This window comes from Halomonas sp. NCCP-2165 (assembly GCF_023708045.1).
In the GTDB taxonomy this organism is placed as follows: Bacteria; Pseudomonadota; Gammaproteobacteria; order Pseudomonadales; family Halomonadaceae; genus Bisbaumannia; species Bisbaumannia pacifica.
Genome location: NZ_BRCY01000003.1, coordinates 162,348 through 189,081 on the forward strand (window position 1 = coordinate 162,348; position 26,734 = coordinate 189,081).

Consider the following 26,734-nt stretch of genomic DNA (forward strand, 5'->3'; position numbering starts at 1 on the left):
CAACCGCGGTTACCTTTTACTCGCATTCTCATCCCGGTGTCGCCAGGGAGTATTGACGGAACCGATGGGAAACGGTTCAATGATAGTGAAACTAATACGAAGCATTATCATTCTAGCGACAATCAATAAACTGCCACTCTTAGAGGTGCTCGATGCTCAACCGTCACCGTCTCGCCGCCACCATCGCCATGGTCATGGCCGGTTCGGCCTTCGCGTCCCAGGTCGCCGCCGACGAGGTGAATGTCTACTCCGCGCGGCACTATGACTCCGATCAGGCGCTCTTCGATGCCTTCACCGCCGAGACCGGCATCGACGTCAATGTGCTGGAAGGCGATTCCGACCAGTTGATCCAGCGCATCCAGCGCGAAGGCGCCGCCAGCCCCGCCGATGTGATGATCACCGTGGACGCCGGCCGCCTGTGGCGCGCCGAGCAGGAAGGCATCTTCCAGGGCATCGAGTCCGAGGTGCTCAATGAGCGCCTGCCGGAAGCCATGCGCCATCCGGAAGGCCTGTGGTTCGGCTTCAGCCAGCGGGTGCGGGCGATCTTCTACGATCGCGAGAGCATCGATCCCAGCGAGATCGGCAGCTACGAGAACCTCGCCGATCCGCGCTTCGAGGGCGAGGTCTGCATTCGCTCCTCCAACAACATCTATAACCAGTCCCTGCTGGCCTCGATGATCGCCCATCACGGCGAAGAGGAAGCCGAGGCCTGGGCCCAGGGCGTGGTCAACAACATGGCCCGCGACCCCGAGGGCGGCGACACCGACCAGATCCGTGGCGTGGCCAGCGGCGAGTGCGATATCGCCGTGGCCAACCACTACTACTATGTGCGCCTGCTCAACTCCGACGAGGAAGCGGATCGCGAGGCGGCACGCCGCGTCGGTATCTTCTTCCCCAACCAGGAAGGCCGCGGCGCCCACGTCAATGTCGGCGGCGCCGGCGTGGTGGAAGGCGCACCGAACCGCGACAACGCCGTCCGCCTGCTGGAGTTCCTGGCCTCCGACACCGCCCAGGAGCTGTTCGCCGCCGGCAACTACGAGTTCCCGGTCGTCGAGGGCGTGAAGAAGGACGCCGTGCTGGAGTCCTGGGGCAACTTCGCCACCGACGACCTGAATATCAGCGTCCTCGGCGAGAACAACCCGGAAGCGATCCGTACCTTCGATCGCGTCGGCTGGCGCTAAGCGTTACGCCTTAACCGGTGCACCCCGAGACCCGCGGCCCAGGCCGCGGGTCTTTGCATTGGGCGCCATGCCTGCGCATCGCCGCGTTCAGGGTGGCACTCCCTTCCGTCAGGCGCCTCCTAGTGGGCCTGGTCCCAGTTGGCGCCGCTCTCGGCCTCGACGATCAGCGGCACGCGCAGCTCGGCGGCATCGGTCATGCGCGCCTTCACCGCCTCGATAAAGTCGTCCACCTGGGCCTCGGCCACCTCGAAGACCAGTTCGTCGTGGACCTGCATCACCATCCAGGCGTCGACGTCCTCGGCCTGCCGCAGCCAGGCGTCGACCTCGATCATGGCGCGCTTGATGATATCCGCGGCGGTGCCCTGCATGGGGGCATTGATGGCGGTGCGCTCGGCGCCCTGGCGACGGGCGCGGTTCTGGGCATGGATCTCCGGCAGGTAGAGGCGCCGGCCGAAGACGGTCTCCACATAGCCGTCCTCGGCGGCCTGGGCGCGGATGCGCTCCATATAGCGGGCCACCCCGGGGTAGCGATCGAAGTAGCGGTCGATATAGGTCTGCGCCTGATTGCGCTCCAGGTGCAGCTGCCGCGACAGCCCCCAGGCGCTCATGCCGTAGATCAGCCCGAAGTTGATCGCCTTGGCGCTGCGCCGCTGGTCCGGGGAGACCTTGTCCAGGGGCACCCCGAAGACCTCGGCGGCGGTGGCGGCGTGGATATCGCGCCCCTCGGCGAAGGCACTCAGCAGCCCCGGGTCCTCGGAGAGATGGGCCATGATGCGCAGCTCGATCTGCGAGTAGTCGGCGGCGACGATGCGGTAGCCGGGGCGCGCCACGAAGGCCTGGCGGATCTTGCGCCCCTGTTCCGTGCGGATGGGGATGTTCTGCAGGTTGGGGTCGGAGGAGGAGAGTCGCCCGGTGGCGGTGACCGCCTGGTGATAGCTGGTATGCAGCCGCCCGGAGGCCTTGTTGACCAGCCGCGGCAGCTTGTCGGTGTAGGTGGAGCGTAGCTTGGCCAGGCCACGGTGCTCCATGATCACCTTGGGCAGCGGGTAGTCCAGCGCCAGCTCCTCGAGCACCGCCTCGGCGGTGGAGGGGGCCCCCTTGGGGGTCTTCTTGAGCACCGGGATCTTCTGCTCCTCGAAGAGGATCTGGCCCAACTGCTTGGGCGAGCTCAGGTTGAACTCGCGGCCGGCGAGCTCATAGGCCTCGGCCTCCAGGGCCTGGATGCGCGTGGCCAGCTCCTGGCTCTGCTCGTGCAGGCGCTGGGCGTCCAGGGCCACGCCATGGCGCTCCATGCGTGACAGCACCGGGATCAAGGGCCGCTCCAGCGTATCGAGCACCTCGGCCAGGCGCCCCTCTCCTTCCAGGCGCGGGCGCAGGGTCTGGTGCAGGCGCAGGGTGATGTCCACGTCCTCGCAGGCATAGGGCGCCGCCTGCTCCAGGGCGATCTGGTTGAAGGTGAGCTGCTTGGTGCCCTTGCCGGCGATCTCCTCGAAGGAGGTGGTCTTCTCGCCTAGGTACTTCAGGGCCAGGGAGTCCATGTCGTGGCGGGTGGCGGTGGAGTCCAGCACATAGGACTCCAGCATGGTGTCGGTCAGCGGCCCCACCACACGGATCTCGTAGTTGGCCAGCACCGAGATATCGTACTTGAGGTTCTGGCCGATCTTGCCCTTGGCGGGGTCTTCCCAGAGCGGCTTGAGGGCCTCGAGCACCGCCTGGCGGTCGAGCTGGGCCGGGGCGTCCAGGTAGTCGTGGGCCAGGGGAATATAGGCCGCCTCGCCGGCCTCGAGCGCCAGCCCCACGCCGACGATCTCCGCCTGCATATAGTCGAGGCTGGTGGTCTCCAGGTCGAAACAGAAGGCCTCGGCGGCCTCGAGGCGCGCCAGCCAGGCGTCGAAATCGGCCTGCTCGAGGATCACGCTGTCCCGGCGCTCGGGGCTCGCCGGGGCGACCTCGCCCTCCGCCGCGGCCGAGCTGCCCGTGGCCACGTCATCGATGCCCTCGTCCTTGCCCTCGAGCAGCTCCGCCAGCCAGGTCTTGAACTCCAGCTCCCGGTAGAGCTCCACCAGGCGCTCCCGATCCGGGTGGGCGATATCCAGGTCGTCGAGCCCCACCGGCAGCTCGCAGTCGGTCTTGATGGTGGCCAGCTGGTAGGAGAGGAAGGCCTGGTCGCGATTCGCCTCGAGCTTCTTGGGCAGGGTCTTGGCGCCGCGAAAGCCCAGGCCGGTGACCCGATCGAGATCGGCGTAGATCGCCTCCAGGCCGCCCCCCATGCCCTGCAGGAGGCCGAGAGCGGTCTTCTCGCCGACCCCGGGCACGCCGGGGATGTTATCCACCTTGTCGCCCATCAGGGCCAGGAAGTCGATGATCAGCGACGGCGGCAGGCCGAACTTCTCCTCCACCCCGGCCTCGTCGAGGGTCTCGCCCTTCATGGTATTGACCAGGGTGATATGCCGATTGACCAGTTGGGCCATGTCCTTGTCGCCGGTGGAGATCACCGCGTCGCGGCCGGCCTCGGTGGCATGGCGGGCCAGGGTGCCGATGACGTCATCCGCCTCGACCCCCTCGATGCACAGCAGCGGCAGCCCCAGGGCGCGAATGCAGTCGTGAAGCGGCGCCACCTGGGCGCGCAGGTCGTCGGGCATGGGCGGGCGCTGGGCCTTGTACTCGGCGTAGAGGTCGTCGCGGAAGGTCTTGCCCTTGGCATCGAAGACCACCGCCATGGGGCTGTCCGGGTACTCCTTGATCAGGCTCTTGAGCATATTGAGCACGCCCTTTACCGCGCCGCTGGGCTGCCCCTTGGAGGTGGTCAGGGGCGGCAGGGCATGGAAGGCACGGTAGAGGTAGGAGGAACCGTCGACGAGAACGATGGGGGGCTTGGCCATGATCGGAGTATCCAGTTGCGGCGGCAATATCGTGGGCCCATGATACGCAGCGGCGGCGGCCGCGTCAGGCCGTGACGCCATCGCCTGGGGAATTCCCCCGGCCGGACCGGGGTCCTATACTACGAACGGCGTTTCTTAACCTCGGAGGTCGTTATGCCATCGCTCCGCCCACTCCTCGCCCTGGGACTCGCCGCCTTTCTCGCCTCGGGCGGCGTCGCGGCCCAGACGCCGCAGGTCACCGAACGCCAGGAGGCCCAGCGCACGGTTCGCGAATACCGCCTCGACGGCCAGCTCTACGCCATCGAGGTGCGCCCCGCCCAGGGCGAGCGCTACTTCCTGGTGGACCGCAACGGCGACGGCAATTTCCAGCGTCAGGCCGGCAACGGCGTGGAGATCCCCGCCTGGGTACAGGAGCGTTAAGGGCCGCTCAAGCGGGGATGCATCACCCGGGCAAGCGAGTACAATAGGCGGCCTGATAATCCGGGCGAGAGACTCATGGCCGTATTCACCCCGCTGAGCGAGACTCAGGTCGCAGACTTTCTGGAACGCTTCGATGCCGGCACCCTGACCCGACTCGAGGGCGTGGCCGGCGGCACCGAGAACACCACCTACTTCGTCACCACGGATCGCCGTGAGCTGGTGCTGACCCTCTTCGAGCAGGGCGAGCACGAGGAACTGCCCTTCTTCGTCGAGCTGCTCGACTACCTGGACGAGCACCGCCTGCCGGTGCCCGGCCCCCTGCACGATCGCGACGGCACGGCCCTGCAGAGCCTGGCCGGCAAGCCGGCGCTGCTCTTCCCGCGCCTGCCCGGCAAGCACCCCGAGGCCCCCAACCTGACCCAGTGCCGGGCCCTGGGCGATGCCCTGGGGCGCCTGCACGCGGTCTCCCGCCACTTCCCGGGGCACCGTCCCAATCCCCGCGACCTGAACTGGCTGGTGGCCATGCACCACCGGGTGCTGGTCTACCTGTCGCCGGAAGACCAGGCGTTGATGAAGGACGAGGTGGAGACCTACCAGGGCATCTTCGGCGACGCCTCGCGCCTGCCCCAGGGCGCCCTCCACGGCGACCTCTTCCGCGACAACACCCTCTTCGAGGGGGATCGCCTGGGCGGGCTGATCGACTTCTACAACGGCTGTACCGGCGACCTGCTCTTCGACCTGGCCATCGTCATCAACGACTGGGCCTGCGACGCCCAGGGACGCCTGGACGCGGACCGCTACGAGGCACTGCTCGGCGCCTACCAGGCCCGTCGCCCGCTCAGCGACGAGGAGCGCAAGGTGTGGCCGATGATGCTGCGCCTCACCGCCCTGCGCTACTGGCTGTCGCGGCTGCTGGTGGTCTATGTGGATCCGCCGGCCCACGACCTGACGCCCCATGATCCGCAACAGTTCCGTAGCATCCTGCTGGAGCGTATCCAGCACGGCGCCCTACCCTTGCCCGAACGGAGCCAGCCATGACCTCACCCGCCGCCAAGGCGCGCCGCACCTACAATATCGACCAGTGGGGCAGCGGCTATTTCGATGTGGACGATAGCGGCCAGGCCCTGGTCCGCCCCCTGGGCACCGAGATCGAGGGCCCGGCCCTGCCGCTGCGCGGCCTGGTGAGCCAGCTGCGCGAGGCCGGCCTGCGCCTGCCGGTGCTGGTACGCTTCACCGATATCCTGCATGACCGGGTCGAGCAGCTCTGCGCCGCCTTCGATCTGGCCATGCGCGAGGAGCAGTACGACGGCGGCTATACCGCCGTCTACCCGATCAAGGTCAACCAGCAGCGCCGGGTGGTGGAGGAGATCCTCGCCACCCAGGAACGCGGCCACGGCCGGGTCGGCCTGGAGGCGGGCAGCAAGCCGGAGCTGCTGGCGGTGCTGGCGCTGTCCGGCGACGGCTCCTCGCTGATCGTCTGCAACGGCTACAAGGATCGCGAGTACGTGCGCCTGGCGCTGATGGGCGAGAAGCTCGGCCATCGGGTCTACCTGGTGGTGGAGAAGTTCTCCGAGCTGGATATCATCCTCGAGGAGGCCGAGCGCCTGAAGGTCAAGCCGCGCATCGGCCTGCGCGCCCGCCTCGCCTCGGTGGGGCGCGGCAAGTGGCAGGACACCGGCGGCGAGAAGTCCAAATTCGGCCTCACCGCCAGTCAGGTGCTGGGCGTGGTGGAGCGCCTGGAGCGGAGCGACGCCCTGGCCAGCCTGCAGCTGGTGCACTTCCACCTGGGCTCGCAGATCGCCAATATTCGCGATATCCAGCGCGGCCTGCGCGAATGCGCGCGCTTCTACCAGAGCCTGCGGGAGCTGGGCGCCCCGGTGGATACCGTGGACGTGGGCGGCGGCCTGGGCATCGACTACGAGGGCACCCGCTCGCGCAGCGAGTTCTCCATCAACTACTCGATGCGCGAGTACGCCAGCAACGTGGTCTGGGCCTTCCGCCAGGCCTGCGAGGATCAGGGGCTGCCCCACCCCCACCTGATCAGCGAATCGGGGCGCGCCCTGACCGCCCACCACGCGGTGCTGATCGCCGACGTGATCGGCGAGGAGCGCACCCCCACCCGGGCGCCGGAGGCGAGGGTCGAGGGCGACCCCCAGGTGGACGAGCTGCGCCGGGTGCATGATCGCCTGGAGGCGATGCGCGAGCCCCGCGGCCTGGTCGAGGCCTACCATGACCTGGTCCAGGCCATCGGCGAGCTGCAGGACCGCTTCGTGATGGGCCTGGCCGGCATCGAGGCCCGGGCCGAGGGCGAGGCGGTCTACTTCGCCGCCTGCGAGCGCCTGCGCGAGCGCCTCAACACCCGCAACCGCGCCCACCGGGAGATCCTCGACGAGCTGGCCGAGAAGCTCGCCGACAAGCTGTTCGTCAACTTCTCGCTGTTCCAGTCGGTGCCCGACGTCTGGGGCATCCGCCAGATCTTCCCGGTGCTGCCGCTGAGCGGCCTGGATCGGGAGCCGACCCGCCGCGCCGTGGTCCAGGACATCACCTGCGACAGCGACGGCCGCATCGACAACTACGTCGACGGCGAGGGGGTAGAGACCACCCTGCCGCTGCCGGAGTGGGCCGACGACGAGGAGAAGCTGCTGGGCTTCTTCCTGGTGGGGGCCTACCAGGAGATCCTCGGCGACCTGCACAACCTCTTCGGCGACACCGACTCGGTGGACGCCGCCCTGGACGCCGATGGTAACTGGGTGCTCTCCGAGGCGATCCACGGCGATACCGTGGCCCAGGTGCTGCGCCACGTGAACTTCGATACCGAGGTGCTGCGCCGTCACCTGGCCGGCCAACTGGCGGCCAGCGGCCTGGAGGCCGGCGAACGGGAGGCCTTCCTGGAGGACCTCTCGGCGGGACTGGAGGGCTATACCTACCTGGAGTAGGCCCTTCACCCAGCCCGAACGACGGAGGCCCCGCAGCGCTGCTGCGGGGCCTCCTGCGTTTGCTGGGCCTTGCCGGCGTCGGGCCCTAGTCGACGACCCGGGTCACCACTTCCAGGCCACCGGTCAGGGTAAAGTGCAGCTCGCTGCCACGGGGCAGCTCGCCGACCCCGGCGGGGGTGCCGGTGATCACCACGTCTCCCGGCTCCAGGGTGAAGTGGCGGGAGATCTCCGCCAGCAGGGTGGCAACCGGGAAGATCATGTCGGCGCCCTCGCCATACTGGCGACGCTCGCCGTCGATATCCAGGCTGAAGGTCAGGGCGCTCCAGTTGGGCACCCGCTCCAGGCGCAGGAAGTTCGACAGCGGGCAGGCCCCGTCGAAGGCCTTGGCGACCTCCCAGGGGTGCCCCTTCTCCTTGAGTCGCGACTGGACGTCGCGCAGGGTCAGATCCAGGGCCAGGCCGATCCCCACCACGCCGCGCTCCGCCTCGGCGGCGGTGGCCTCGCTCAGGGTCTCGCCGATCAGCAGCGCCAGCTCGGTCTCGAAGTGCACCTCACCCCGGGAGAAGGGGGCATCGATGGGCTCGTCCAGGGCCACGGCGCTGGTGGCCGGCTTCATGAACAGCAGCGGCTCGCTGGGCACCGGGTTGTCCAGCTCCTTGGCATGGTCGACGTAGTTGCGGCCGACGCAGACGATCTTGCCGAGCGCCTGGGAAAAGTCCTGGCCATCGGTGAAGCGGGGTACGAAGCGCATGGGGTCTCCTGAACAGGCAGCGGCGGCGCCGAGGCGCCACGGGATTGACCACAGTCTACCCGATTCCGGCGCCGATCGACGCCCCTCAGGGCGACCCGCCGGACCCCGGGCGATGGGCCAGGAAGTCGGGGCGCGGTGCCTTGGCCGCATAGGGGGTCACGCAGGCATTGTCGCGGCGATTGAAGACGAAGAAGACGTTGCTGCGCGGATCCGGCGACATATTGGCGTTGGAGCCGTGCAGCACATTGCAGTCGAACAGCAGCAGGCCGCCGGCGGCCCCGGTGGGCGCCTCGATGCCGCCGCGCCGAATCAACTCGCTCAGCGCCTCGCGGCCCGGCACGCCGAAGCGCTGTTGCTTGAGGGACTGCTTGTGGTGGGCCTCCGGGGTCTCCCCCAGGCAGGGCACGAAGACCCGATGGGAGCCGGGGATCAGCATCAGCGGGCCGTTGAAGGCGTGATTCTCGGTCAGGACGATGGAGGCGCTGACCGCATGCATGGCCGGCATGCCATCCTCGGCGTGCCAGGTCTCGAAGTCCGAGTGCCAGGCGAAGCCCTGGCCCTCGAAGCCCGGCTTGTAGTTGATCCGCGACTGGTGCACATAGGCCTCGCCGCCGAGGATCTGCGCCACCCGTCGAGTGAGGCGCGGATCCTCGGCCAGGCGCCGCAGGCGCTCGGAGAGCAAGTGCACCGCGAACAGCGAGCGAATCTCCTGGCTGTGCGGCTCGGTAATGGCGAACTCCTCGCCACGGAAGTCGTCCCGATCCAGCAGGACGGCCAGCTCGTCGCGCAGTGCCTCGACCTCCTCGGCATCGAGGAAATCGGGCTCGAAGAGGAAGCCCTTGGCCTCGAACTCGTCGAGCTGGGCCGCGCCCAGGGGGCCGTCCAGGTCACGCCCCTTGACCACCGCCTCCTGGCGCTTCAGCCAGGGCATGTCGAGGGGCCGCGCCAGACGGGTGGGGTAAGGGTCCTGGTGCTGGTTCATGGGGGCATTAGCGGTACGGGATGCGGTCTGTACTGACATCCAAATCACCTCCAGAGGCTTGTGATCGGGGTCTCAGGTTCAGTCCGGCAGTACGGTGAAGTGCCGAGAGTGCGCCGGCGATCCGCGGCGCCGCGTTATCGAGGTAGGGGCGCCGGAAGCGGCTTTCAAGTTCGCCCGGACGGGCGGCGCGTGCCCTTTGGGCCAGGCGTCGACGCTTTGTCGACAAGCACAAAAAAGCCGCCTCGTGGGCGACTCTCCTGATGTGCATAAGGGCTTGATGGGATTGCAATGTCGTTGGTGCCGGCACCAGGAGTCGAACCCGGGACCTACTGATTACAAGTCAGTTGCTCTACCAACTGAGCTATGCCGGCGTGGGCACTGCCTTGCAACCCTGCACCTTACACACGGTGCTACGAGAAACTGGGTTGGCGATGGCTGGGGTAGCAGGATTCGAACCTGCGCATGCCGATACCAAAAACCGGTGCCTTACCACTTGGCGATACCCCAGCAGCGTGGTGGCCAGAGAGGGAATCGAACCCCCGACACGGGGATTTTCAATCCCCTGCTCTACCGACTGAGCTATCTGGCCCCTGCCAACGGAGACGTATTTAACTAGAAAGCTTTCTCCCGGTCAAGCCTTTTTCTTTCAAAACCTTGGCGGCCTAGTTCGAGGGGGGCACATAGCCCTCCGCCTGGTCGGTATCGCGGTTGTCCAGGAAGCGCTCGAGCTGCTCCATCAGGTAGGCCCGCGCCTCCGGATCGAGCATATTGAGGTGCTTCTCGTTGATCAGCCGGGTCTGCAGGGCCTGCCACTCCTCCCAGGCCCGCTTGGAGACGGTGGCCTGGATCTCCTGGCCCTTCTTGCCGGGCAGCGGCGGAAAGGGCAGGGCTTCCAGCTCCTGCTGGTACTTGCGGCACATCACGGTCTGGGTCATGGGGTCTCTCCTGCGTGTTGGGATCAGGTCAGCAAGTCATCGCCGAGGGTATCCAGCAGCGCCTTGACCGGCGCCGCCAGCCCCACGCTGGCCGGTTGTCGGGGGTTGTACCAGAGGCTGCCCGACTCTGTCACCGCCGTCTGGCGCCGGGTACGCGCCGGCCGCGGGGTGATCTCGAGGCGGAAGTGGCTGAAGACATGGGTGAAGGAGGACCAGGCCGTCTCCAGCTCGGCGCCCGGGGCGTGGGTATCGAGCCAGGCCTGGAGGGCCGCCTCCTCCTCGAACTGGGGAAAGCACCAGAGCCCACCCCACAACCCCGTGGGAGGCCGCTGCTGGAGCAGTACCCGTCCCTCGGCGTCGCGCAGCAGCAGCATCTGGGTGGCGCGCACCGGCGTCGCCTTCTTCGGCTTGGCCTCGGGGAAGCGCTTCTCCTCGCCCCGGGCATGGGCCAGGCAGACGTCCTCGAAGGGGCAACGCCCGCACTCGGGCTGGCCCCGCCGACACAGGGTGGCGCCCAGGTCCATCATCGCCTGGGTGTAGTCGGGCAGCCGCGTCTCGGGGGTGTAATGCTCCGCCAGGGCCCACAGGCGGCGCTCCACGGCGCTGCGCCCCGGCCAGCCGGGCAGGGCGTGCAGCCGGGTCAGGGAGCGCTTGACGTTGCCGTCGAGGATCACCGCCCGGCGACCGGTGCTGATGGCGATGATGGCCCCGGCGGTGGAGCGGCCGATGCCCGGCAGCGCGGCCATGGCGTCCAGGCTGTGTACCGGGAAATCGCCGCCGTGCTCGCCGACCACCTGCCGGGCGGCCTGGTGCAGGTTACGGGCCCGAGCGTAATAGCCGAGGCCGGTCCACAGGTGCAGCACCTCGTCCTGGGGCGCCTCGGCCAGGGCCTGCACCGTCGGGAAGCGCGCCATGAAGCGCTGGTAATAAGGAATCACCGTGGCCACCTGGGTCTGCTGCAGCATGATCTCCGAGACCCAGACCCGGTAGGGGCGCTTGTCCTGCTGCCAGGGCAGCTGTTTGCGGCCATGGGCATCGAACCACGCCAGCAGGCGGCGCTGGAACTCGGCGGAAGAGAGTAAGGGAGGCACGGTCTGGTCGTCGGTCATCGGCTATCACGCATAAAAAAGCGCCGACACGGGGTCGGCGCAGAGACTGGCTTTCTGATGCTCAGTTGAATAGACCCCGCAGGGTGTCACGAAGTTCCTCGCCGGCACCCTCGCCGAGGCGCTCCTCGAGCCCCTGGGTAGCCTCGTCCAGGTGGCGCTCCACCTCGCGGCTGACGCGATCGGCGGCCTCGTCGCGCAGCAGGCCGGCCACCGCGTCCTGGAAGGCCTGGCGGTCGAAACGACACCAGCCGGCCGGGGCATCGTCCAGGCTGCCGGTACAGCGCACCGGCAGGGGCACCCGCTCGAGGCGCGGGTTGACCGCGCAGGCGGCATCGGCGGTATCCACGAAACGTGCCCGGGCGGCATAGTCGAAGCGCCGGGTCACCAGGTTGAGCTGGCCCTCGCCTCCCAGGGCGATGCCCGGCACGGCGATATCCAGGTCCTCGTTGTGGACCACGCCGTCACGGATCACCAGGCCGGCCTGGGCCCGCTCGAAGCGGGTCTCGTCGCTCCACTGGCGTTGACTCTGCTCCCCCTCCAGGGCCGCCACCAGTTCGCACATCTGGCGGGAGACATTGACGTCGAGCATGGCGCCATCCTCGATATCCAGGGCCAGGCGGCCGTTGAGGTGGTTGGACCAGCGCGCCGGGCGGTCTCCTCGGGTGGTCAACTCGCCCTCGAGGTTGAGACGGCCGCGCAGCGGCGAGGCCTCTTCCAGCAGGGCCGCGTAGACCGGGGCCACCCGTACCTGCTCCAGCCGCGGGCTCAGCGCCCAGCGGACCGGCGACTCGCCCTGATCGAGTTCGCCGCTGGCCGTCAGGGTGCCATCGTAGAGGCGTGCCTCCAGCGACTCCAGGCGGTGCCGCCGCCCCTCGCTGCCCACGCCCAGGCGCACCTCGTCGAGCTCCAGGGCGAAGACCCGAAACTGGCCCAGGGCCAGCCGCCCGTCGAGGTCGAGCCCCTGCAACCACTCCAGCGACAGGGCGCCGGCCGCGTCGCCTTCGGCCTGGGCCGCGGCGATCCCGGGCAGCGAGGCCTGGGCGTCCTCGGGTGGCGCGTCCGGTGGCAGATAGCGATCCAGGTCGAGACGGTCGCCCTGCAGGTCGAAACTCAGCGCCGAACCGTCGAGCCGCCCCCCCAGGCGACCGGTGAAGGTGGAGCCATCCAGGATCAGCGTCAGGTTGCTGAGTTCCAGTTGGCCGGGGGCACCACGCAGCGGACTGGTCAGGGCCACATCGGTGAGGACGTCCGCATCGCGGGTCGCCGGCAGGGCCTCGAAGCGGCTCAACCAGGGGCGCAGGGAGAGCGGCGCCAGACTCACCTGGCCGGTGTACTGGGGCGCCACGAACAGCTGGCTGGCGGTAAGGTTGCCGCTCAGCCGCAGGTCATCGGGGCCTTCCAGCTCCAGCTCGCGCAGCATCACTTCCTGGGCGCGCAGGTCGGCATCGGCGACGAAGGCGAGGGAGAGCGGCAGCTCCGTCTCGCCCAGCCTGGGATGGGAGAGTCCCAGCTCCAGGCGCCCACCCTCGGCGCGATAGCGCCCCAGGGCCGGCTCGGCCACCAGCTCTGCCAGGCTAAGATCGACACGCTGGCGATGCCCGTCGAGTTCGGCCAGCTCGGTGCGGGTGGTCAGGCTGGCATCCTCCAGGCGGTAGCGGCCGTCGCCGAGCCCCAGACGCACCCGACCGTCGAAGCCCACCTGGCTGGTATAGCGTGGCGCCTCCTGACCCTCGGGGTAGGTGCGCAGGGTGAAATCGCCACGCAGCGGGAAGGCGCGGCTGGGATTGACCTGGGTGCCGGTCATCTGCACCGCCTCGGCCTGAAGCCGCAGGTCCTGCCGGCGATCCACATAACTGATCTGCCCCTCACGCAGCTCGACGCTGGCGATATTCAGGGCCACCGCCATGCCGACCTCCCCCGGAGCGACGCCGGCGGCGGCCGGGGCCAGGGCCACCGCCATGCCGACCTCCCCCGGAGCGACGCCGGCGGCGGCCGGGGCCAGGGCCCGCTCGGCGGCCTCCTCGCCATCGAGGCGCTCGAGCAGGCTCTCCCAGTTGCCATGCCCCTCGGCATCACGCTCCAGGTTGAGGCGCATGCCATCCAGGGTCAGCCCCTCGATGGCGATCATGCCGCGCAGCAACGGGGCGAAGGCGAGGCTCACCTCGGCCTGGTCGAAGGCCACGAAGGGCGCCGCCTCCGCCGCCTGCTCCGGCAGCCAGGCCTCCGCCTCGGAGACACTGACCCCCAGGCGGGGATAGAAGGACCAACTCAGGGGGCCGTCCAGGGCCAGCTCCAGGCCGCTCTGGTCGCGCACCACCTGAATCAGTCGCGGCTTGAGCTCATTGGGATCGAAGAAGGTGGTGACATAGATCACCGCCGCCACCATCACCAGGCCCAGCACTCCCACCACCGCCAGCAGGGCTCGCAGCAAGGCTCTCATTCGGGCGACTCCTTGGCCGGGGGTTCGAACTCGAAGTAGCGACCGTCCACCGAGGGCCGGTAGCCCAGGCGCGACAGCAGCAGTTGATCGTCCATGGTCAATGGCTCGGCGGCGATCCGCAGCACGCGTCCATCGCGACTGGCGGCCTCCCCCACCAGGGCCAGCAGCCGCGAGCCGACGCCCCGGCGGCGGGTGGTCTTGCGCACGCAGAAGTTGGCCAGCCACCAGGCCTCGGGGTCCTCGGTGACCGCCACGGCCCCCAGCAGGCGGTCGTTGAAGCGAGCACAGCAGAAGGTACCCCGGGACTCCAGGTGCTGACGGATATAGTCGTCAGAGGGCAACGGCAGGCGCTGCGCCGGGGCATCGGCATAGATACGCGAGAGGTCGAGGGCCACCTGGGCATCCGCTGCCCAGGTGGCGTGATCGACCCTGTGAAGGGTAACCGGCATGTGGTGTCTCTCCATGGGCCGGAGCGGCGGCTCCGGCCGCCCATCGATGCCAGGCATTGTAGCGGATGGGGGGGGCGATTCTCTATAATGGAGGGCTCGACAGGGGCCCGCGCGCGGGAGCCCTGCCCTATGGTTCCCATGCATGCGCCCAGCGCAGGAGTTCAGTCGTCATGTCCGAGCGTATCGCCACGGTGTCCCGTGATACCCAGGAGACCCAGATCACGGTGAGCGTTAACCTCGATGGCCAGGGTCGGCTCGAGTGCGAGACCGGTGTGCCCTTCCTCGATCATATGCTCGACCAGGTGGCGCGCCACGGCCTGATCGACCTGGAGATCAAGGCGGTGGGCGACCTGCATATCGATGATCACCATACCGTGGAGGATCTGGGCATCACCCTGGGCCAGGCCTTCGCCAAGGCGATCGGCGACAAGCGCGGCATCTACCGCTACGGCCATGCCTATGTGCCCCTGGACGAGGCCCTCTCCCGGGTGGTGGTGGACTTCTCCGGGCGCCCGGGCCTGTTCATGGACGTGGAATTTACCCGCGCCAGCCTCGGCCGCCTGGACACCCAGCTGTTCTGGGAGTTCTTCCAGGGTTTCGTCAATCACGCCCAGGTGACCCTGCATATCGATAACCTCAAGGGGTTCAACGCCCACCACCAGGCGGAGACCATCTTCAAGGCCTTCGGCCGCGCCCTGCGCATGGCGGTGGCCGAGGATCCCCGCATGGCCGGCCAGATGCCGTCCACCAAGGGCTGCCTGTGAGCCCCCTCCCCCACCCGTCGAGGAGCCTTTCATGACCATCGCCGTTATCGACTACGGAATGGGCAATCTGCATTCGGTCGCCAAGGCGCTGGAGCATGTCACCCAGGAGAACGTCATCGTCACCCGGGATGCGCGCTGCATCCGCGGCGCCACCCGCTTGGTGCTGCCGGGCCAGGGGGCGATCCGCGACTGCATGGGCGAGCTGGAGCGCAGCCAGGTCAAGGGGCTGGTGCAGGAGCTGCTGGCGGAGGCGGACAAGCCGCTGCTGGGCATCTGCGTCGGCCAGCAGATGCTCCTCGACGAGAGCGAGGAGAACGGCGGCGTGACCTGCCTGAGCCACCTGCCCGGACGGGTCAAGCGCTTCCCCGGCGATATGCGCGATGCTCAGGGCGAGCGCCTCAAGGTGCCGCACATGGGCTGGAACCGGGTCGACCAGCACCACGCGCACCCGCTGTGGGCCGGCATCGAGAGCGGCGAGCGCTTCTACTTCGTACATAGCTACTATGTGGACGCCGCCGAGGACGAGACGCTGTTCGGCACCACCGACTACGGCAGCATCCAGGCCCATGTGGCCATCGGCCGCGGCCCGGTCTTCGCGGTGCAGTTCCACCCGGAGAAGAGCGCCAATGCCGGCCTGCGCCTGCTGGAGAATTTCGTGACCTGGGAGCCCTGAGGCGCCCGGCACGGCTTATCGTATCAACGCTATCACCCGCGCCCCAGGGCGCCCACGAGGACACGACATGCTGGTAATTCCCGCCATCGATCTCAAGGACGGCCAGTGCGTGCGGCTCAAGCAGGGCCGCATGGACGACTCCACCACCTATGGCGACGATCCGGTGGCCATGGCCGCCCGCTGGGTCGAGGCCGGCGCCCGCCGCCTGCACCTGGTCGACCTCAACGGCGCCTTCGAGGGCACCCCGGTCAACGGCGAGGCGGTCACCGCCATCGCCCGGGCCTACCCGGAGCTGCCCATCCAGATCGGCGGCGGCATCCGCAGCGCCGCCACCATCGAGCACTACCTGGCGGCCGGGGTCTCCTACGTGATCATCGGCACCAAGGCGGTCAAGGAGCCGGCCTTCGTCACCGAGATGTGCCGCGCCTTCGCCGGCCACGTGATCGTCGGCCTGGACGCCCGGGACGGCTTCGTGGCCACCGACGGCTGGGCCGAGGTCTCCGAGGTCAAGGCCAGCGACCTGGCCAAGCGCTTCGCCGATGACGGCGTCTCCAGCATCGTCTACACCGATATCGCCCGGGACGGCATGATGAACGGCGTCAATGTCGAGGCCACCGCCGCCCTGGCCCGGGACAGCGGCCTGCCGGTGATCGCCTCCGGCGGCGTCACCAACCTGGACGATATCCGCGCCCTGAGCGAAGTGGCCGGCGACGGCATCCTGGGGGCCATCACCGGGCGCGCCATCTACGAGGGCAGCCTGGATCTCGCCGAGGCCCAGCGCCTCAGTGACCAACTCACCCACACCGGGAGCTGAATCATGGGCCTCGCCAAGCGCATCATCCCCTGCCTCGACGTGGACGCCGGCCGGGTGGTCAAGGGCGTCAACTTCGTCGGCATCCGCGATGCCGGCGATCCGGTGGAGATCGCCAAGCGCTATAACCAGCAGGGCGCCGACGAGATCACCTTCCTCGATATCACGGCGAGCCACGAGGGCCGCGACACCACCGTGGAGATGGTCGAGCGCATCGCCGGCGAGGTATTTATCCCGCTCACCGTGGGCGGCGGCATCCGCAGCTGCGACGATATCCGCACCATGCTCAACGCCGGGGCCGACAAGGTCTCCATCAATACCGCGGCGGTGACCAACCCGGAATTCGTCCGCGAGGCCACCGAGCGCTTCGGCAGCCAGTGCATCGTGGTGGCCATCGATGCCAAGCGGGTCTCCGCGGAGGGCGAGGTGCCGCGCTGGGAGATCTTTACCCATGGCGGTCGCCGCCCCACCGGCCTGGATGCGGTGGAGTGGGCCCAGAAGATGGTGGAGTACGGCGCCGGCGAGCTGCTGCTGACCAGCATGGATCGGGACGGCACCAAGGCCGGCTTCGACCTGGGCGTGACCCGCGCCATCTCGGACGCGGTCAGCGTGCCGGTGATCGCCTCCGGCGGGGTCGGCAACCTGTCTCACCTGGTAGAGGGGGTGACCCGGGGCGGCGCCGACGCCGTGCTGGCCGCCAGCATCTTCCACTTCGGCGAGTACAGCATCCCCGAGGCCAAGCACTTCATGGCCGAACACGGCATCGAGATGCGCCTTTGACTCACCCAGGAGCGACCATGGAAGGGTTGTGGAGCCAACGATGGCACAAGACGGCGAGCCTGGGGCTCGCCGTGGCATTCCTGGCGGCGGGCCCGGCCCAGGCGGCGCCATCCTTCGAGTATGGGCACACGCGGCTGCAGGCCGGCCTCTACACCACCCACTTCGGCTCGAACGATGACTACAACAACCGCCAGGACCTGATCGGCGTGGAGGTGCACGATACCGCCCGCTGGTTCGCCGGCGCCGCCTGGTTCCGCAACTCCTTCGATCAGCCCACCTGGTACTTCTACGGCGGCCGGGAGTTTTCCTTCTGGCGGCCCAGCGAGACCCTGGAGGTGCGCGGCAAGCTGACCGGCGGCCTGCTGCGCGGCTACCAGGGAGAGTTTCGCGACAAGATTCCCTTCAATCGCTACGGCATCGCCCCGGCCATCCTGCCCAGCATCGGCGTGCGCTGGGACACCCTGGATACCGACCTGATCGTCTTCGGCACCGCCGGGGCCATGGTCACCCTGGGGGTGAGTTTCTAATCCAGGGTCAGCCCCAGGTTACTGACGCCACCGTTGCGCCCCAGCCGACGCAGCGCCTTGAGGGCCCCCCGGTCCAGGGGCGCCTCCACCGCCTCCAGCACCGCCGCCTGGAAGTCGTGTTCGTCATCCATCAGCGGGTGTTGGCGAATCAGCGCCGCCAGGCGCTGGGCGTCTTCCTCCCCCTCGGTGAGCTCGATAAAGGCCTGAACGCCGCTGCGGGAAAGCTCGCTCACCTCCAGCGCGGCCTCCGGCGCCTCGCCCCTGAGGCTATCGAGGCAGGCCGCCAGGGCCATCACCGCCTCCAGGGCCCTCCGCGCGCCGAAGCTCTCGTCCTCGGCGGGAGGCTCCAGCTCGGCGAGCTTCTCGGCCTGGCGCTCGAAATCGATGCGCGCCTCCTTGACCAGCAGCGCCTCCCAGATCAGATCATGGATCACCCGCAGCGCCGCCGGGTCGCCCTGCTCGCTGGCCTCGGCATAGAGCAGGTAGTTGGGGCGCAGGCGTTCGGCCAGGGCCGCCATAAAGGCCAGCCCCTGGCGGCGATCCAGGGCCCGCAGGCGCGGCCGAAAGCCGCCGTTGGCATCACTCATAAGGCTTCCTTATCGGTTGTTCCGGCCCTCAGGGCCAGAAGAAGCATTCGGGGACCCGGCCCCGGTCATCGAAGTCGACCCCCTCGCCCTCCAGCAGGGCACGCTGTTTGGCCGCCCCGGGGTGATCGGCGAGGCGACGGTCGCTACGGATCACCCGCTGCCAGGGCAAGCCATGACCGGCGGGCAGCTCCCCCAGGGCCCTCGCCACCAGCCGCGGCGTCAGCCCCTCCGCCAGGCTGGCGATGCGCCCATAGCTGGTCACCCGACCGGGCGGAATCGCCGCCACTATGGTATAGATCGCCTCCCGGCGACTCGCCCCCTGGTGCGGCGGCCGCTTTTTCGTCACCCTGGACTCCTATGCATATCTACTTCCTGCAACATCATGCCAGCCTGGGGCCGGCGCGCCTCGAGGACTGGCTGGACGGCATGGGCCATAGCCACAACGTCTGCCACCCGGGCGAGGCCCCGCCGCGGCTGGCGGACTGCGATGCCCTGATCCTGCTCGACGGTCCCCAGGCGGAGGACGCCCCCGAACTGGCCCGGGAGCGCAAGCTGGTCGAGCGCGCCCTGAAGAGCGGCAAGCCACTGCTGGGCATCGGCCTGGGCGCGCGACTGATCGCCCGGGCCCTGGGCGCCACCGTCTCCCGGGGCACCTACCCGGAGGTGGGCTGGCACCCCCTGACGCTGGCCCCCGAGAGCCCCTTCGACCTGCCGGAGCGCTTCGAGGCCTTGCTCTGGCAGAGCCGCATCTTCGGTCTGCCGGAAGACGCCCTGCCCCTGGGTGGCACCCCGGCCGGGCCGGTCCAGGGCTTTGCCTGGGACGCCGGCCGGGTCATCGCCCTGCAGTGCCACCTGGAGAGCACCGCCCGGAGCGCCGCCGCCATGCTGGCCCTGAGCGAGCGGGCCTTCGCCCCGGCATCCGCTCCCTCGACCTATCTTCAGGCACCGGCGGAAATCTTCGCCGAGCCGAGGCGCTTCGACCGCCAGGCGGCGCTGCTGGATCGACTGCTGGCACAGTGGCTCAGGGCCGAGTCCGGGCGCTCCACTCCCGGGCCGCCGCCAGGCAGCTCTCCCAGTCGCCCACATGTAGGAAGGTCTTGTCCTGCTTGTCGAGCTGGTGGCGATAGAGGGGGTCGTAATATTCGGTGAGCAGCGGCGCCAGCCAGGCCTCGTGGGCCCGGGCATCGCCGCGCTGGTGCTCGCGGAAGGCCAGTGCCTGGAGGCGCTGCAGGCGCGCCAGCCGGGCATGGCCCAGGCGCTTCCTGAGCCGCCCCAGGGCGGTGGCGAGCTGCTTGCGCATCAGCGCCCAGCCCAGCCAGTCGCCGTACTGGGCGCGATAGAGCGCCCAGAGGTCGTCGATATAGTCCTTGCGAATCTGCTCGAGGCGCCAGTCCAGGGGCATCTCGACCCGCAGGCGCGGCGCCCGCTCCATGGCGCGCCACAAGGTCAGGGGGATATTGGCGGCGCCGATATGCCGCGACTCGTCCTCCACCACGCTGCCGCCGTCGATCTCCAGCAGGCCCAGGCCCAGGGCGTGCTCGAAGTCGATCTGGGAGGGCGCCGGCAGCGGATGGCGACCGAAGGCGGAGCCCTTGTGGCGGGCGCAGGCCTCCAGGTCCAGGCCATTGTCCAGGGCCTGAATTAAGGTGGTCTTGGCACAGCCGGTGAGCCCCCCCACCACCAGCAGGGGACGCTCGGCGGCGGCATCGATGCGCGCGCAGAGGGCCTGGCGCATGGCCTTCCAGCCACCGCGAATCCTGGGCCGCTCGATGCCGGCCTCCATCAGCCACTGCTGGGCGATCTGCGAGCGCAGGCCGCCGCGGAAGCAGTAGACGATGGCATCGGGATGCGTCTCCACCATGGCCTTCCAGGCCTCGACTCGGGCGGCCTTGATGCCGCCGGAGACCAGCCGCTGGCCGAGGACGATGGCCGCCTCCTGGCCGCGCTGCTTGTACTCGATGCCGACCCGATGGCGCTCCTCGTCATCCATCAGCGGCAGGTTGATGGCCCCGGGAAGGCCGCCCTGGGCGAACTCCAGCGGGGCGCGCACATCGATCAGTACCCGCTTCTGGCGCAGCAGCTCGAGGCTCGGTTCGATCAGCGGAAGGCTCATCCACGCACCTCGATGCGCGCCTCGCCCGAGGCCTCGACTACTTCGCCGAAGGGGGTCAGGCTCAATCCGTGGGCGCGACCGATGCGTTCCACGTCATCGGCCCAGGAGGGGTGCACGGAGAGCAGCAGGCCACCGGAGGTCTGGGGGTCGCAGAGCCACTGCCAGTGGGCCTCGTCCATCTCCGGCAGGCTGGCGCCCAAGGCCTGGCGATTGCGTCCGGTGCCGCCGGGCACGGCGCCCTGGCGACGATAGCCCTCGGCCTCGGCCAGCCGCGGCAACTTCTTGAAATCGAGACGCGCGGCCACGTCGCTGGCCTGGCAGACTTCCACCAGGTGGCCGGCCAGGCCGAAGCCGGTGACGTCGGTCATCGCATGCACGCCCTTGACCCGAGCCAGCTCGGCGCCGATGGCATTGGCCTGCAGCATGGTCTGACGGGCCAGCCCCTGGTGGCCCGCCGCCAGCAGGCCCTTCTTCTCGGCGGTGGTCAACAGCCCCACCCCCAGCGGCTTGGTGAGGTAGAGCAGGTCGCCGACCTGGGCACCCTTGTTGAGCTTGAGGTGCGCGAGGTCGACCAGGCCATTGACCGCCAGGCCGAAGATCGGCTCCGGGGCGTCGATGGAGTGGCCGCCGGCCAGCGCCAGGCCCAGTTCGCGACACACCGCCTGGGCTCCAGCCACCACGTCGCCGGCGATCTCCGGCCCCAGCTTGTCCAGGGGCCAGCCGAGGATTCCGAGGGCCATCACCGGGGTGCCGCCCATGGCATAGACGTCGCTGATGGCATTGGTGGCGGCGATGCGTCCGAAATCGAAGGGATCATCGACGATGGGCATAAAGAAGTCGGTGGTGGCGATCATGCCGCGGCCATCCCCCAGGTCGTAGACGGCGGCGTCCTCGCGCCCCTCGTTGCCGACGATCAGCCGGCTGTGGCTGGCCCCGGGGCCGGCCTTGGCGAGAATGCCATCGAGGACGTCGGGGGCGATCTTGCAGCCGCAACCGGCGCCGTGGCTGTACTGGGTCAGGCGGATGGCACTCATCTCGTTCTCCTTGCAGGCTTTGGGTCAATTCTAGCGGCTCGCCGGGGGCAGTTATAGCGGCGCCGGGGCGCTACAAGGCCTCCAGGGCCTCGCTGAGCTTATCCACGGCGACCACCTCCATGCCGGCCGGGGCCTGCTTGGGGGCATTGCCCCGGGGCACGATGGCCCGGGTAAAGCCGTGCTTGGCGGCCTCGACGATACGTTCCTGGCCGCTGGGTACCGGGCGGATCTCGCCGGAGAGGCCGACCTCGCCGAAGACCACCAGCTCCTTGGCCAGGGCCCGCCCCTGGAGGCTGGAGACCACCGCCAGCAACACCGCCAGGTCGGCGCTGGTCTCCAGTACCTTGACGCCCCCCACCACGTTGAGGAAGACGTCCTGGTCGCCGGTGAAGAGGCCCCCATGGCGGTGCAGCACGGCGAGCAGCATGGCCAGGCGGTTGGCATCCAGGCCCACGGCGACCCGCCGCGGATTGCCCAGGGGCGAGTCGTCGAGCAGCGCCTGGACCTCGACGAGGATCGGCCGGGTGCCCTCCCAGACCACCATCACCAGGCTGCCGGGACTCTGCTCCTCGCCCCGGGAGAGGAAGATGGCGCTGGGGTTCTTCACCTCCTTGAGGCCGTGCTCGAGCATGGCGAAGACGCCCAGCTCGTTGACCGCGCCGAAGCGGTTCTTCTGCCCGCGCAGGGTACGAAAGCGCGAGTCGGCACCGCCCTCCAGCAGCAGGGAGGCATCGATCATATGCTCCAGCACCTTGGGCCCGGCCAGGGAGCCATCCTTGGTGACATGCCCCACCAGCAGCAACACGGTGTCGGAGCCCTTGGCGAAGCGGGTCAGGGCCGCCGCGGATTCGCGCACCTGGGCCACGCCCCCCGGGGCCGAGGAGATATCCTCCAGGTGCATGGTCTGGATGGAGTCGATCACCAGGATCTCGGGGCGCTCCCGCTCGGCCACCGCGAGGATGGTCTCGACGCTGGTCTCCGCCAGCATCTTGAGGCCCTGGGTCGGCAGCTGCAGGCGGTGGGCGCGCATCGCCACCTGGGAGAGCGACTCCTCGCCGGTGACATAGAGCACCCGCCGCCCCTGGGCCAGCTTGCAGGCGGTCTGCAGCAGCAGGGTCGACTTGCCCGCCCCGGGGTGGCCGCCCAACAGCACCGCGGAGCCCGGCACCAGGCCGCCACCCAGCACCCGATCGAACTCGTCGAAGGTGGAGGAGAGGCGCGGCACCTCGGAGAGATCCACCGCCGAGAGGTCCACCACCTCCCGGGAGGTCACCCCGGCATAGCCGCTACGCCCGGTGGTCGCCGCCGCCGGGGCGCCGGGACGCGCCGGGGCCAGACGCACCTCGCTCAGGGTGTTCCATTCACGGCAGCTCGAGCACTGCCCCTGCCATTTGCTGTAGTCGGCACCGCACTCGGTACAGACAAAAGCGCTCTTCGCCTTGGCCATCTCATCTCCCCACGACTCGCGGCACTTTCCCCGCCACTGGCTGTCTTCGGCACCGCACCCGATGCAGACGACGGCACCCTTCCCCCTGACCACTTCGGCTGCCTTGGCTTTCTCTCTTCCCGGCGACCCGGGAATGCAACGACGCGGGGCGGCCCTCAGGCCGCCCCGTTCGACTGCTCGACGACGCCCTTAGAGACGACGCAGGCGCAGCATCTCGCTGTTCTGGAAACGCCGACGCTGGGGGTCGATCAGTTCCAGGGTCTGCTCATCGAGCTTGAGGAAGTAGTAGACCTGCCCCTCGCCTTCCGGGGTCAGCTCGTAGACGGTGGCCTCCGGGTCGCTGGCGGTGCCGCTGAGGATCTCCCAGTTGCCGGCATAGTTCTCGTCAGGCGGGCTCTGGGGATGCTCACGATAGCTGGCCTGGAGCGTGAAGGTGCGCTCCATCGCCTGTGCGCTCGGCATCTCGCCCTGGAGACGCACGTCCAGGTCGATCCCCGCGCAGTTGCGACACGGCAGGGAGCCCTGATAGGCGGTCTCGCCATCGGTAACGCCAGCGCCATTCTGCGATTCCATCGGTCCGGCGGCGCAGCCGGCCAGGGTAAGCGCGAGAGCCGCGCCGGCCAGCATCATCGGGGTTCGCATGAGCATCCTCCTCACGGGTGAAAAAGCTTGGTGAATCAGTGATGATACCCCAAGCATAACGGTATCGCGGCGGCACCGACAGCCCGAGCGACGCCATCCCCGGCACTCGTATAGAGTCTGGCGCGACGCTGGGGTAGCATAGCCTCGCATTCCACCACCCACCCCGGTGGCGAAAGAGAGACCCCATGACCACCGATCACGACTCCCAGGCCCCCGCCAAGACCGAGCTCGATCTCAACCAGTTCCTGCCCTACCGCCTCAATAGCCTGGCCGATCGCATCAGCCAGGCCCTGGCAAGGATCTACGAAGAGCGCTTCGGCATCAAGGTGGCCGAATGGCGGGTACTGGCCTGGTTAAGCCACTGCGATACCCTGACCGCCAAGAAGGTGGGACAGTACACCGGCATGGACAAGGCACGGATCTCCCGAGCCATCCAGGCGCTGGAGGGGCGTGGCCTGATCCACCGCACCCCTTCGGCGGAAGATCAACGGGTCCATTTCCTGCACCTGACCGCCGAGGGCCAGGCGCTGCTGGATGAGCTGATCCCGCTGGCCCATGACTGGGAAGCGCAGCTGGTCGACACCCTCTCCACCGGCGAGTACCGCGACCTGCTGCACCTGATGGGCAAGCTGGACCGCCAGCTCACGCGCCTGGAAGAGCGCGGCGATTAGCCGGGCACGACATACGCGAACACCACGGCCAGTACCAGGGGCATGACCACCAGGCTACCCAGGTTACCCACCAGCACCAGGGAGGCCACCCGATGAGGCTCCTGGCGGTACTGCTCCGCCACCAGATAGTTGAGCACCGCCGGCGGCAGGGCGGCGAAGACCCAGAGTACCGCGGCCTGAAGCCCCGTCAGGCCCAGCCACCAGATCATCGGCGCCGCCAGTAGCAGGCCGCTCAAGGGGCACAGCAGGGCCCCGAGCAGGCCGGTGCGCCAATCGCGCAGATCGATATCCAGCATCCGCACCCCCAGGGCGAAGAGCATCAGCGGGATGCAGACGCCCCCCAGAAGGTGCATCGCCTCCAGCAGCCAAGGGGGCAGCGGCAGGCCACTCAGGTTGACCGCCAGCCCGGCGAGACTGGCCACGACGATGGGCAGACGCAGCAACCGCCACAGCGGCGTGCCAGGGTTGAGCAGATACAGGCCCACCGAGAAGTGCAGCAGCATCTCGACGATAAAGACCACCACCGCCGCCGGCAGCGCCGCCTCGCCGAAGGCCAGCACCATCAGCGGCACCCCCATATTGCCGGCGTTGTTGAACATCATCGGCGGCAGGAAGGTCTTGGCATCCATGCTCAGCCAGCGCGCCACCGGCCACAGCAACAGCCCCGAGCCCAGCACCACCACCACCGCCGCCAGGGCGAGCCCGGCGTACTCCTCGAGGGGCGCCTGACCGTCTGCCAGCACGGCGAACACCAGCAGCGGCACGAAGAGCTCCATATTGAGGGTATTGAGGCTGCGGATATCCGGCGTGCGCAGGCGACCATAGAGAGCCCCGCAGCCGGCGATCAGGAAGACCGGCAACAGGGTGGCGAGAATCTTGGCGATCATTCAAAGCTCCTGTATCAGCGGTGCCAGATTAACACGCCCATGGCTTGCGCCGGGGGAGCGCCGGGGTCAACATGACTGGACTCTATTACCCAGTCGATGCGAGAGACCATGAGCAAGCTATGGAGCCCCGCGGTCCGGGAGCTGACGCCCTATGTTCCCGGTGAGCAGCCCCGTGAACAGCTGATCAAGCTGAATACCAACGAGAACCCCTATCCCCCGGCACCGGGCGTCGGCGAGGTGCTGCGCGACTTCCCCACCAACCACCTGCGCCTCTACCCCGATCCCGACTCCAGTGCGCTGCGCGAGGCCCTGGCCCGGGAGCACGGCGTCGAGGTCTCCCAGGTCTTCGTCGGCAACGGCTCCGACGAGGTGCTGGCCCTGGCCTTTCAGGCCTTCTTCTGCCAATCGCGTCCGCTGAGCCTGCCGGCGATCACCTACAGCTTCTATCCGGTCTATTGCCGCCTCTATGGCATCGATTACCGTACCCTGGCCCTGGATGACGCCTGGCGTGTGCCCCTGGACTCACTCCCCGCCGACAGCGGCGGCATCGCCTTCGCCAACCCCAATGCCCCCACCGGTCATGGTCACTCAAGGGACGCCATCGCTGGCCTGCTCGAGCGCGTCACCGACTGCGTCGTGCTGGTGGATGAAGCCTATGTGGATTTCGGCGGCGAGAGTGCCGTGCCCCTGGTGGATCGCTACCCCAACCTGCTGGTGACCGGCACCTTCTCCAAGTCCCGCAGCCTGGCCGGGCTGCGCCTGGGCTATGCCATCGGCTCCCGGGAGCTGATCGAGGGGCTGGAGCGGGTCAAGAACTCCTTCAATTCCTACCCCATCGATATGCTCGCCAGTGCCGTGGGCATCGCCGCCCTGCAGGACAAGGAGCACTTCGAGGCCTGTCGCGAGAAGGTGGTCACCACCCGCGAGCGCACCCGTCAACGACTGGAACGGCTGGGCTTCGAGGTACTGCCCTCCCAGACCAACTTCCTGCTCACCCGCCATCCGGGGCAGGATGCCGCCCAGCTCTTCGTCGGCCTGCGCGAGCGAGGGATCCTGGTACGCCACTTCAATACCGAGGCCCTGCGCGATTTCCTGCGCATCTCCATCGGCACCGAAGACGAGATGAACCATCTGATCGAGGCCCTGGAGAGCCTCTGCTAAGGAGATATGGGCCGGTTGCTCCGGCCCGTCATTAACCAAAAAGCTCCGGCCTCCTACGAGCCGGAGCTTTTTTAGTTGATAAGATCCCAATACGAAAAACCCCGACCATCTGATGATGATCGGGGCTTCTCTGAAGAAGTGCCTGACGATGACCGCGCCGGGCTCCGGGACTCTCGCATGGGGGTGAGACCGCCCGGCCCTTCGTGGCAGCGCCACGAGGGCGGTCGAACGCCCCGAGCCGGCGAGGGGCCGGCCCGCGAAGCGGCCCCACGAGGTAAAGAGCGGGTCTCCCCATGCCCAATAAAAAACCCCGAACACTGAGTGCCCGGGGTTTTTTGGTATAAGTGCCTGACGATGATCTGGCCGGCACTCCGGGACTCTCCATGGGGAGGCCCCTAAACGACGAAACCCCAGCCAACGGCTGGGGTTTCTGAAGAAGTGCCTGACGATGACCTACTCTCGCATGGGGAGACCCCACACTACCATCGGCGCTGAGCGGTTTCACTGCTGAGTTCGGCATGGGATCAGGTGGTTCCCACTCGCTATGGTCGT

Annotated in this window: 25 protein-coding genes, 3 tRNA genes, 1 rRNA gene and 1 pseudogene; 12 read left to right on the plus strand and 18 right to left on the minus strand. The window is 68.3% G+C overall.

Annotation, left to right across the window (positions count from 1 at the left end):
- Window positions 1-152 precede the first annotated feature (152 nt).
- Entirely contained in the window at window positions 153-1,181 is a 1,029-nt protein-coding gene (locus tag NFU04_RS02730; RefSeq protein ID WP_251307997.1) for a Fe(3+) ABC transporter substrate-binding protein, read from the plus strand.
- A gap of 119 nt (window positions 1,182-1,300) precedes the next feature.
- On the opposite strand, the gene polA is transcribed toward NFU04_RS02730, so the two are convergent.
- Window positions 1,301-4,063, minus strand: a complete 2,763-nt coding sequence (gene polA, locus NFU04_RS02735; RefSeq protein WP_251307998.1) for a DNA polymerase I — start codon at window positions 4,061-4,063, stop codon at window positions 1,301-1,303.
- A gap of 153 nt (window positions 4,064-4,216) precedes the next feature.
- Here polA and NFU04_RS02740 point away from each other — a divergent pair, with 153 nt between their 5' ends.
- The 3 genes from NFU04_RS02740 (at window position 4,217) to speA (ending at window position 7,419) form a co-directional block, all read left to right on the plus strand.
- Window positions 4,217-4,483 (plus strand): DUF2782 domain-containing protein, encoded by a 267-nt coding sequence (locus tag NFU04_RS02740; protein ID WP_251307999.1) that lies wholly within the window; start codon window positions 4,217-4,219, stop codon window positions 4,481-4,483.
- A 75-nt stretch (window positions 4,484-4,558) separates the two neighbouring features.
- Window positions 4,559-5,521, plus strand: a complete 963-nt coding sequence (locus NFU04_RS02745; protein WP_251308000.1) for a homoserine kinase — start codon at window positions 4,559-4,561, stop codon at window positions 5,519-5,521.
- The gene (speA, locus tag NFU04_RS02750; protein ID WP_251308001.1) at window positions 5,518-7,419 is read left to right on the plus strand and encodes a biosynthetic arginine decarboxylase; all 1,902 of its coding nucleotides are present in this window, start codon (window positions 5,518-5,520) and stop codon (window positions 7,417-7,419) included. The genes NFU04_RS02745 and speA overlap by 4 nt, the downstream gene beginning before the upstream one ends.
- Window positions 7,420-7,504: 85 nt before the next feature.
- Here speA and NFU04_RS02755 read toward each other — a convergent pair whose 3' ends face one another.
- The 9 genes from NFU04_RS02755 to NFU04_RS02795 all read right to left on the minus strand — a co-directional run bounded on the left by NFU04_RS02755 (window position 7,505) and on the right by NFU04_RS02795 (window position 14,085).
- On the minus strand, window positions 7,505-8,170 hold the full coding sequence (locus tag NFU04_RS02755) for a fumarylacetoacetate hydrolase family protein (protein WP_251308002.1): 666 nt from the start codon (window positions 8,168-8,170) through the stop codon (window positions 7,505-7,507).
- 85 nt (window positions 8,171-8,255) lie between these two features.
- Window positions 8,256-9,191: an ectoine hydroxylase gene (gene thpD, locus NFU04_RS02760; protein ID WP_251308003.1), complete on the minus strand. Its 936-nt coding sequence runs from the start codon at window positions 9,189-9,191 to the stop codon at window positions 8,256-8,258.
- 256 nt (window positions 9,192-9,447) lie between these two features.
- A tRNA-Thr gene (locus tag NFU04_RS02765) sits at window positions 9,448-9,523 on the minus strand.
- 61 nt (window positions 9,524-9,584) lie between these two features.
- Window positions 9,585-9,659 (minus strand) — tRNA-Gln (locus NFU04_RS02770).
- A 6-nt stretch (window positions 9,660-9,665) separates the two neighbouring features.
- Window positions 9,666-9,741 (minus strand) — tRNA-Phe (locus NFU04_RS02775).
- A 73-nt stretch (window positions 9,742-9,814) separates the two neighbouring features.
- Complete coding sequence (locus tag NFU04_RS02780) at window positions 9,815-10,087, minus strand: oxidative damage protection protein (protein ID WP_146803005.1); 273 nt, start codon at window positions 10,085-10,087, stop codon at window positions 9,815-9,817.
- A 23-nt stretch (window positions 10,088-10,110) separates the two neighbouring features.
- On the minus strand, window positions 10,111-11,196 hold the full coding sequence (gene mutY / locus NFU04_RS02785; protein WP_251308004.1) for an A/G-specific adenine glycosylase: 1,086 nt from the start codon (window positions 11,194-11,196) through the stop codon (window positions 10,111-10,113).
- A 61-nt stretch (window positions 11,197-11,257) separates the two neighbouring features.
- A complete protein-coding gene (locus NFU04_RS02790; RefSeq protein WP_251308005.1) occupies window positions 11,258-13,636 on the minus strand; it encodes an AsmA family protein in 2,379 nt (792 codons plus the stop codon).
- Window positions 13,633-14,085, minus strand: coding sequence for an acetyl-CoA sensor PanZ family protein (locus NFU04_RS02795; RefSeq protein WP_251308006.1), 453 nt, complete (start codon window positions 14,083-14,085; stop codon window positions 13,633-13,635). Before NFU04_RS02795 ends, NFU04_RS02790 begins: the two co-directional genes overlap by 4 nt.
- A 170-nt stretch (window positions 14,086-14,255) precedes the next feature.
- Here NFU04_RS02795 and hisB point away from each other — a divergent pair, with 170 nt between their 5' ends.
- The 5 genes from hisB to NFU04_RS02820 all read left to right on the plus strand — a co-directional run bounded on the left by hisB (window position 14,256) and on the right by NFU04_RS02820 (window position 17,640).
- Complete coding sequence (gene hisB, locus NFU04_RS02800) at window positions 14,256-14,849, plus strand: imidazoleglycerol-phosphate dehydratase HisB (protein ID WP_146803009.1); 594 nt, start codon at window positions 14,256-14,258, stop codon at window positions 14,847-14,849.
- 31 nt (window positions 14,850-14,880) lie between these two features.
- Window positions 14,881-15,522, plus strand: a complete 642-nt coding sequence (gene hisH, locus NFU04_RS02805) for an imidazole glycerol phosphate synthase subunit HisH (protein WP_251308007.1) — start codon at window positions 14,881-14,883, stop codon at window positions 15,520-15,522.
- Between the two features lie 67 nt (window positions 15,523-15,589).
- Window positions 15,590-16,336, plus strand: coding sequence for a 1-(5-phosphoribosyl)-5-[(5-phosphoribosylamino)methylideneamino]imidazole-4-carboxamide isomerase (gene hisA / locus NFU04_RS02810; RefSeq protein ID WP_146803011.1), 747 nt, complete (start codon window positions 15,590-15,592; stop codon window positions 16,334-16,336).
- Between the two features lie 3 nt (window positions 16,337-16,339).
- Window positions 16,340-17,113: an imidazole glycerol phosphate synthase subunit HisF gene (gene hisF, locus NFU04_RS02815; RefSeq protein WP_251308008.1), complete on the plus strand. Its 774-nt coding sequence runs from the start codon at window positions 16,340-16,342 to the stop codon at window positions 17,111-17,113.
- Window positions 17,114-17,130: 17 nt separating this feature from the next.
- Entirely contained in the window at window positions 17,131-17,640 is a 510-nt protein-coding gene (locus NFU04_RS02820; protein ID WP_251308009.1) for a hypothetical protein, read from the plus strand.
- On the opposite strand, the gene NFU04_RS02825 is transcribed toward NFU04_RS02820, so the two are convergent.
- Both NFU04_RS02825 and NFU04_RS02830 read right to left on the minus strand, forming a co-directional pair.
- Window positions 17,637-18,227, minus strand: a complete 591-nt coding sequence (locus NFU04_RS02825) for a YjaG family protein (RefSeq protein ID WP_251308010.1) — start codon at window positions 18,225-18,227, stop codon at window positions 17,637-17,639. The two genes, NFU04_RS02820 and NFU04_RS02825, sit on opposite strands and share 4 nt — an antisense overlap.
- A gap of 28 nt (window positions 18,228-18,255) precedes the next feature.
- Complete coding sequence (locus NFU04_RS02830; RefSeq protein WP_251308011.1) at window positions 18,256-18,573, minus strand: MGMT family protein; 318 nt, start codon at window positions 18,571-18,573, stop codon at window positions 18,256-18,258.
- Window positions 18,574-18,653: 80 nt separating this feature from the next.
- On the opposite strand from NFU04_RS02830, the pseudogene NFU04_RS02835 reads away from it, so the two are divergent.
- A pseudogene (locus NFU04_RS02835) lies at window positions 18,654-19,043 on the plus strand (type 1 glutamine amidotransferase); the annotation flags it as partial.
- A 205-nt stretch (window positions 19,044-19,248) separates the two neighbouring features.
- On the opposite strand, the gene mnmH reads toward NFU04_RS02835, so the two are convergent.
- From mnmH to NFU04_RS02855, 4 genes are all read right to left on the minus strand, one after another.
- On the minus strand, window positions 19,249-20,340 hold the full coding sequence (mnmH, locus tag NFU04_RS02840) for a tRNA 2-selenouridine(34) synthase MnmH (RefSeq protein WP_251308012.1): 1,092 nt from the start codon (window positions 20,338-20,340) through the stop codon (window positions 19,249-19,251).
- Entirely contained in the window at window positions 20,337-21,374 is a 1,038-nt protein-coding gene (gene selD, locus NFU04_RS02845) for a selenide, water dikinase SelD (protein WP_251308013.1), read from the minus strand. Before selD ends, mnmH begins: the two co-directional genes overlap by 4 nt.
- A gap of 70 nt (window positions 21,375-21,444) precedes the next feature.
- On the minus strand, window positions 21,445-22,821 hold the full coding sequence (radA, locus tag NFU04_RS02850; RefSeq protein WP_251308014.1) for a DNA repair protein RadA: 1,377 nt from the start codon (window positions 22,819-22,821) through the stop codon (window positions 21,445-21,447).
- 189 nt (window positions 22,822-23,010) lie between these two features.
- Complete coding sequence (locus NFU04_RS02855; RefSeq protein ID WP_251308015.1) at window positions 23,011-23,463, minus strand: copper resistance protein NlpE N-terminal domain-containing protein; 453 nt, start codon at window positions 23,461-23,463, stop codon at window positions 23,011-23,013.
- Window positions 23,464-23,648: 185 nt separating this feature from the next.
- Between NFU04_RS02855 and NFU04_RS02860 the strand changes: the two genes are divergently transcribed.
- On the plus strand, window positions 23,649-24,134 hold the full coding sequence (locus NFU04_RS02860; protein ID WP_251308016.1) for a MarR family winged helix-turn-helix transcriptional regulator: 486 nt from the start codon (window positions 23,649-23,651) through the stop codon (window positions 24,132-24,134).
- Here NFU04_RS02860 and NFU04_RS02865 read toward each other — a convergent pair.
- Complete coding sequence (locus NFU04_RS02865) at window positions 24,131-25,021, minus strand: AEC family transporter (protein ID WP_251308017.1); 891 nt, start codon at window positions 25,019-25,021, stop codon at window positions 24,131-24,133. The genes NFU04_RS02860 and NFU04_RS02865 overlap by 4 nt on opposite strands.
- Window positions 25,022-25,129: 108 nt before the next feature.
- On the opposite strand from NFU04_RS02865, the gene hisC reads away from it, so the two are divergent.
- Window positions 25,130-26,182: a histidinol-phosphate transaminase gene (hisC, locus tag NFU04_RS02870; protein WP_251308018.1), complete on the plus strand. Its 1,053-nt coding sequence runs from the start codon at window positions 25,130-25,132 to the stop codon at window positions 26,180-26,182.
- Between the two features lie 440 nt (window positions 26,183-26,622).
- On the opposite strand, the gene rrf is transcribed toward hisC, so the two are convergent.
- Window positions 26,623-26,734 (minus strand): 5S ribosomal RNA (gene rrf / locus NFU04_RS02875); the annotation flags it as partial.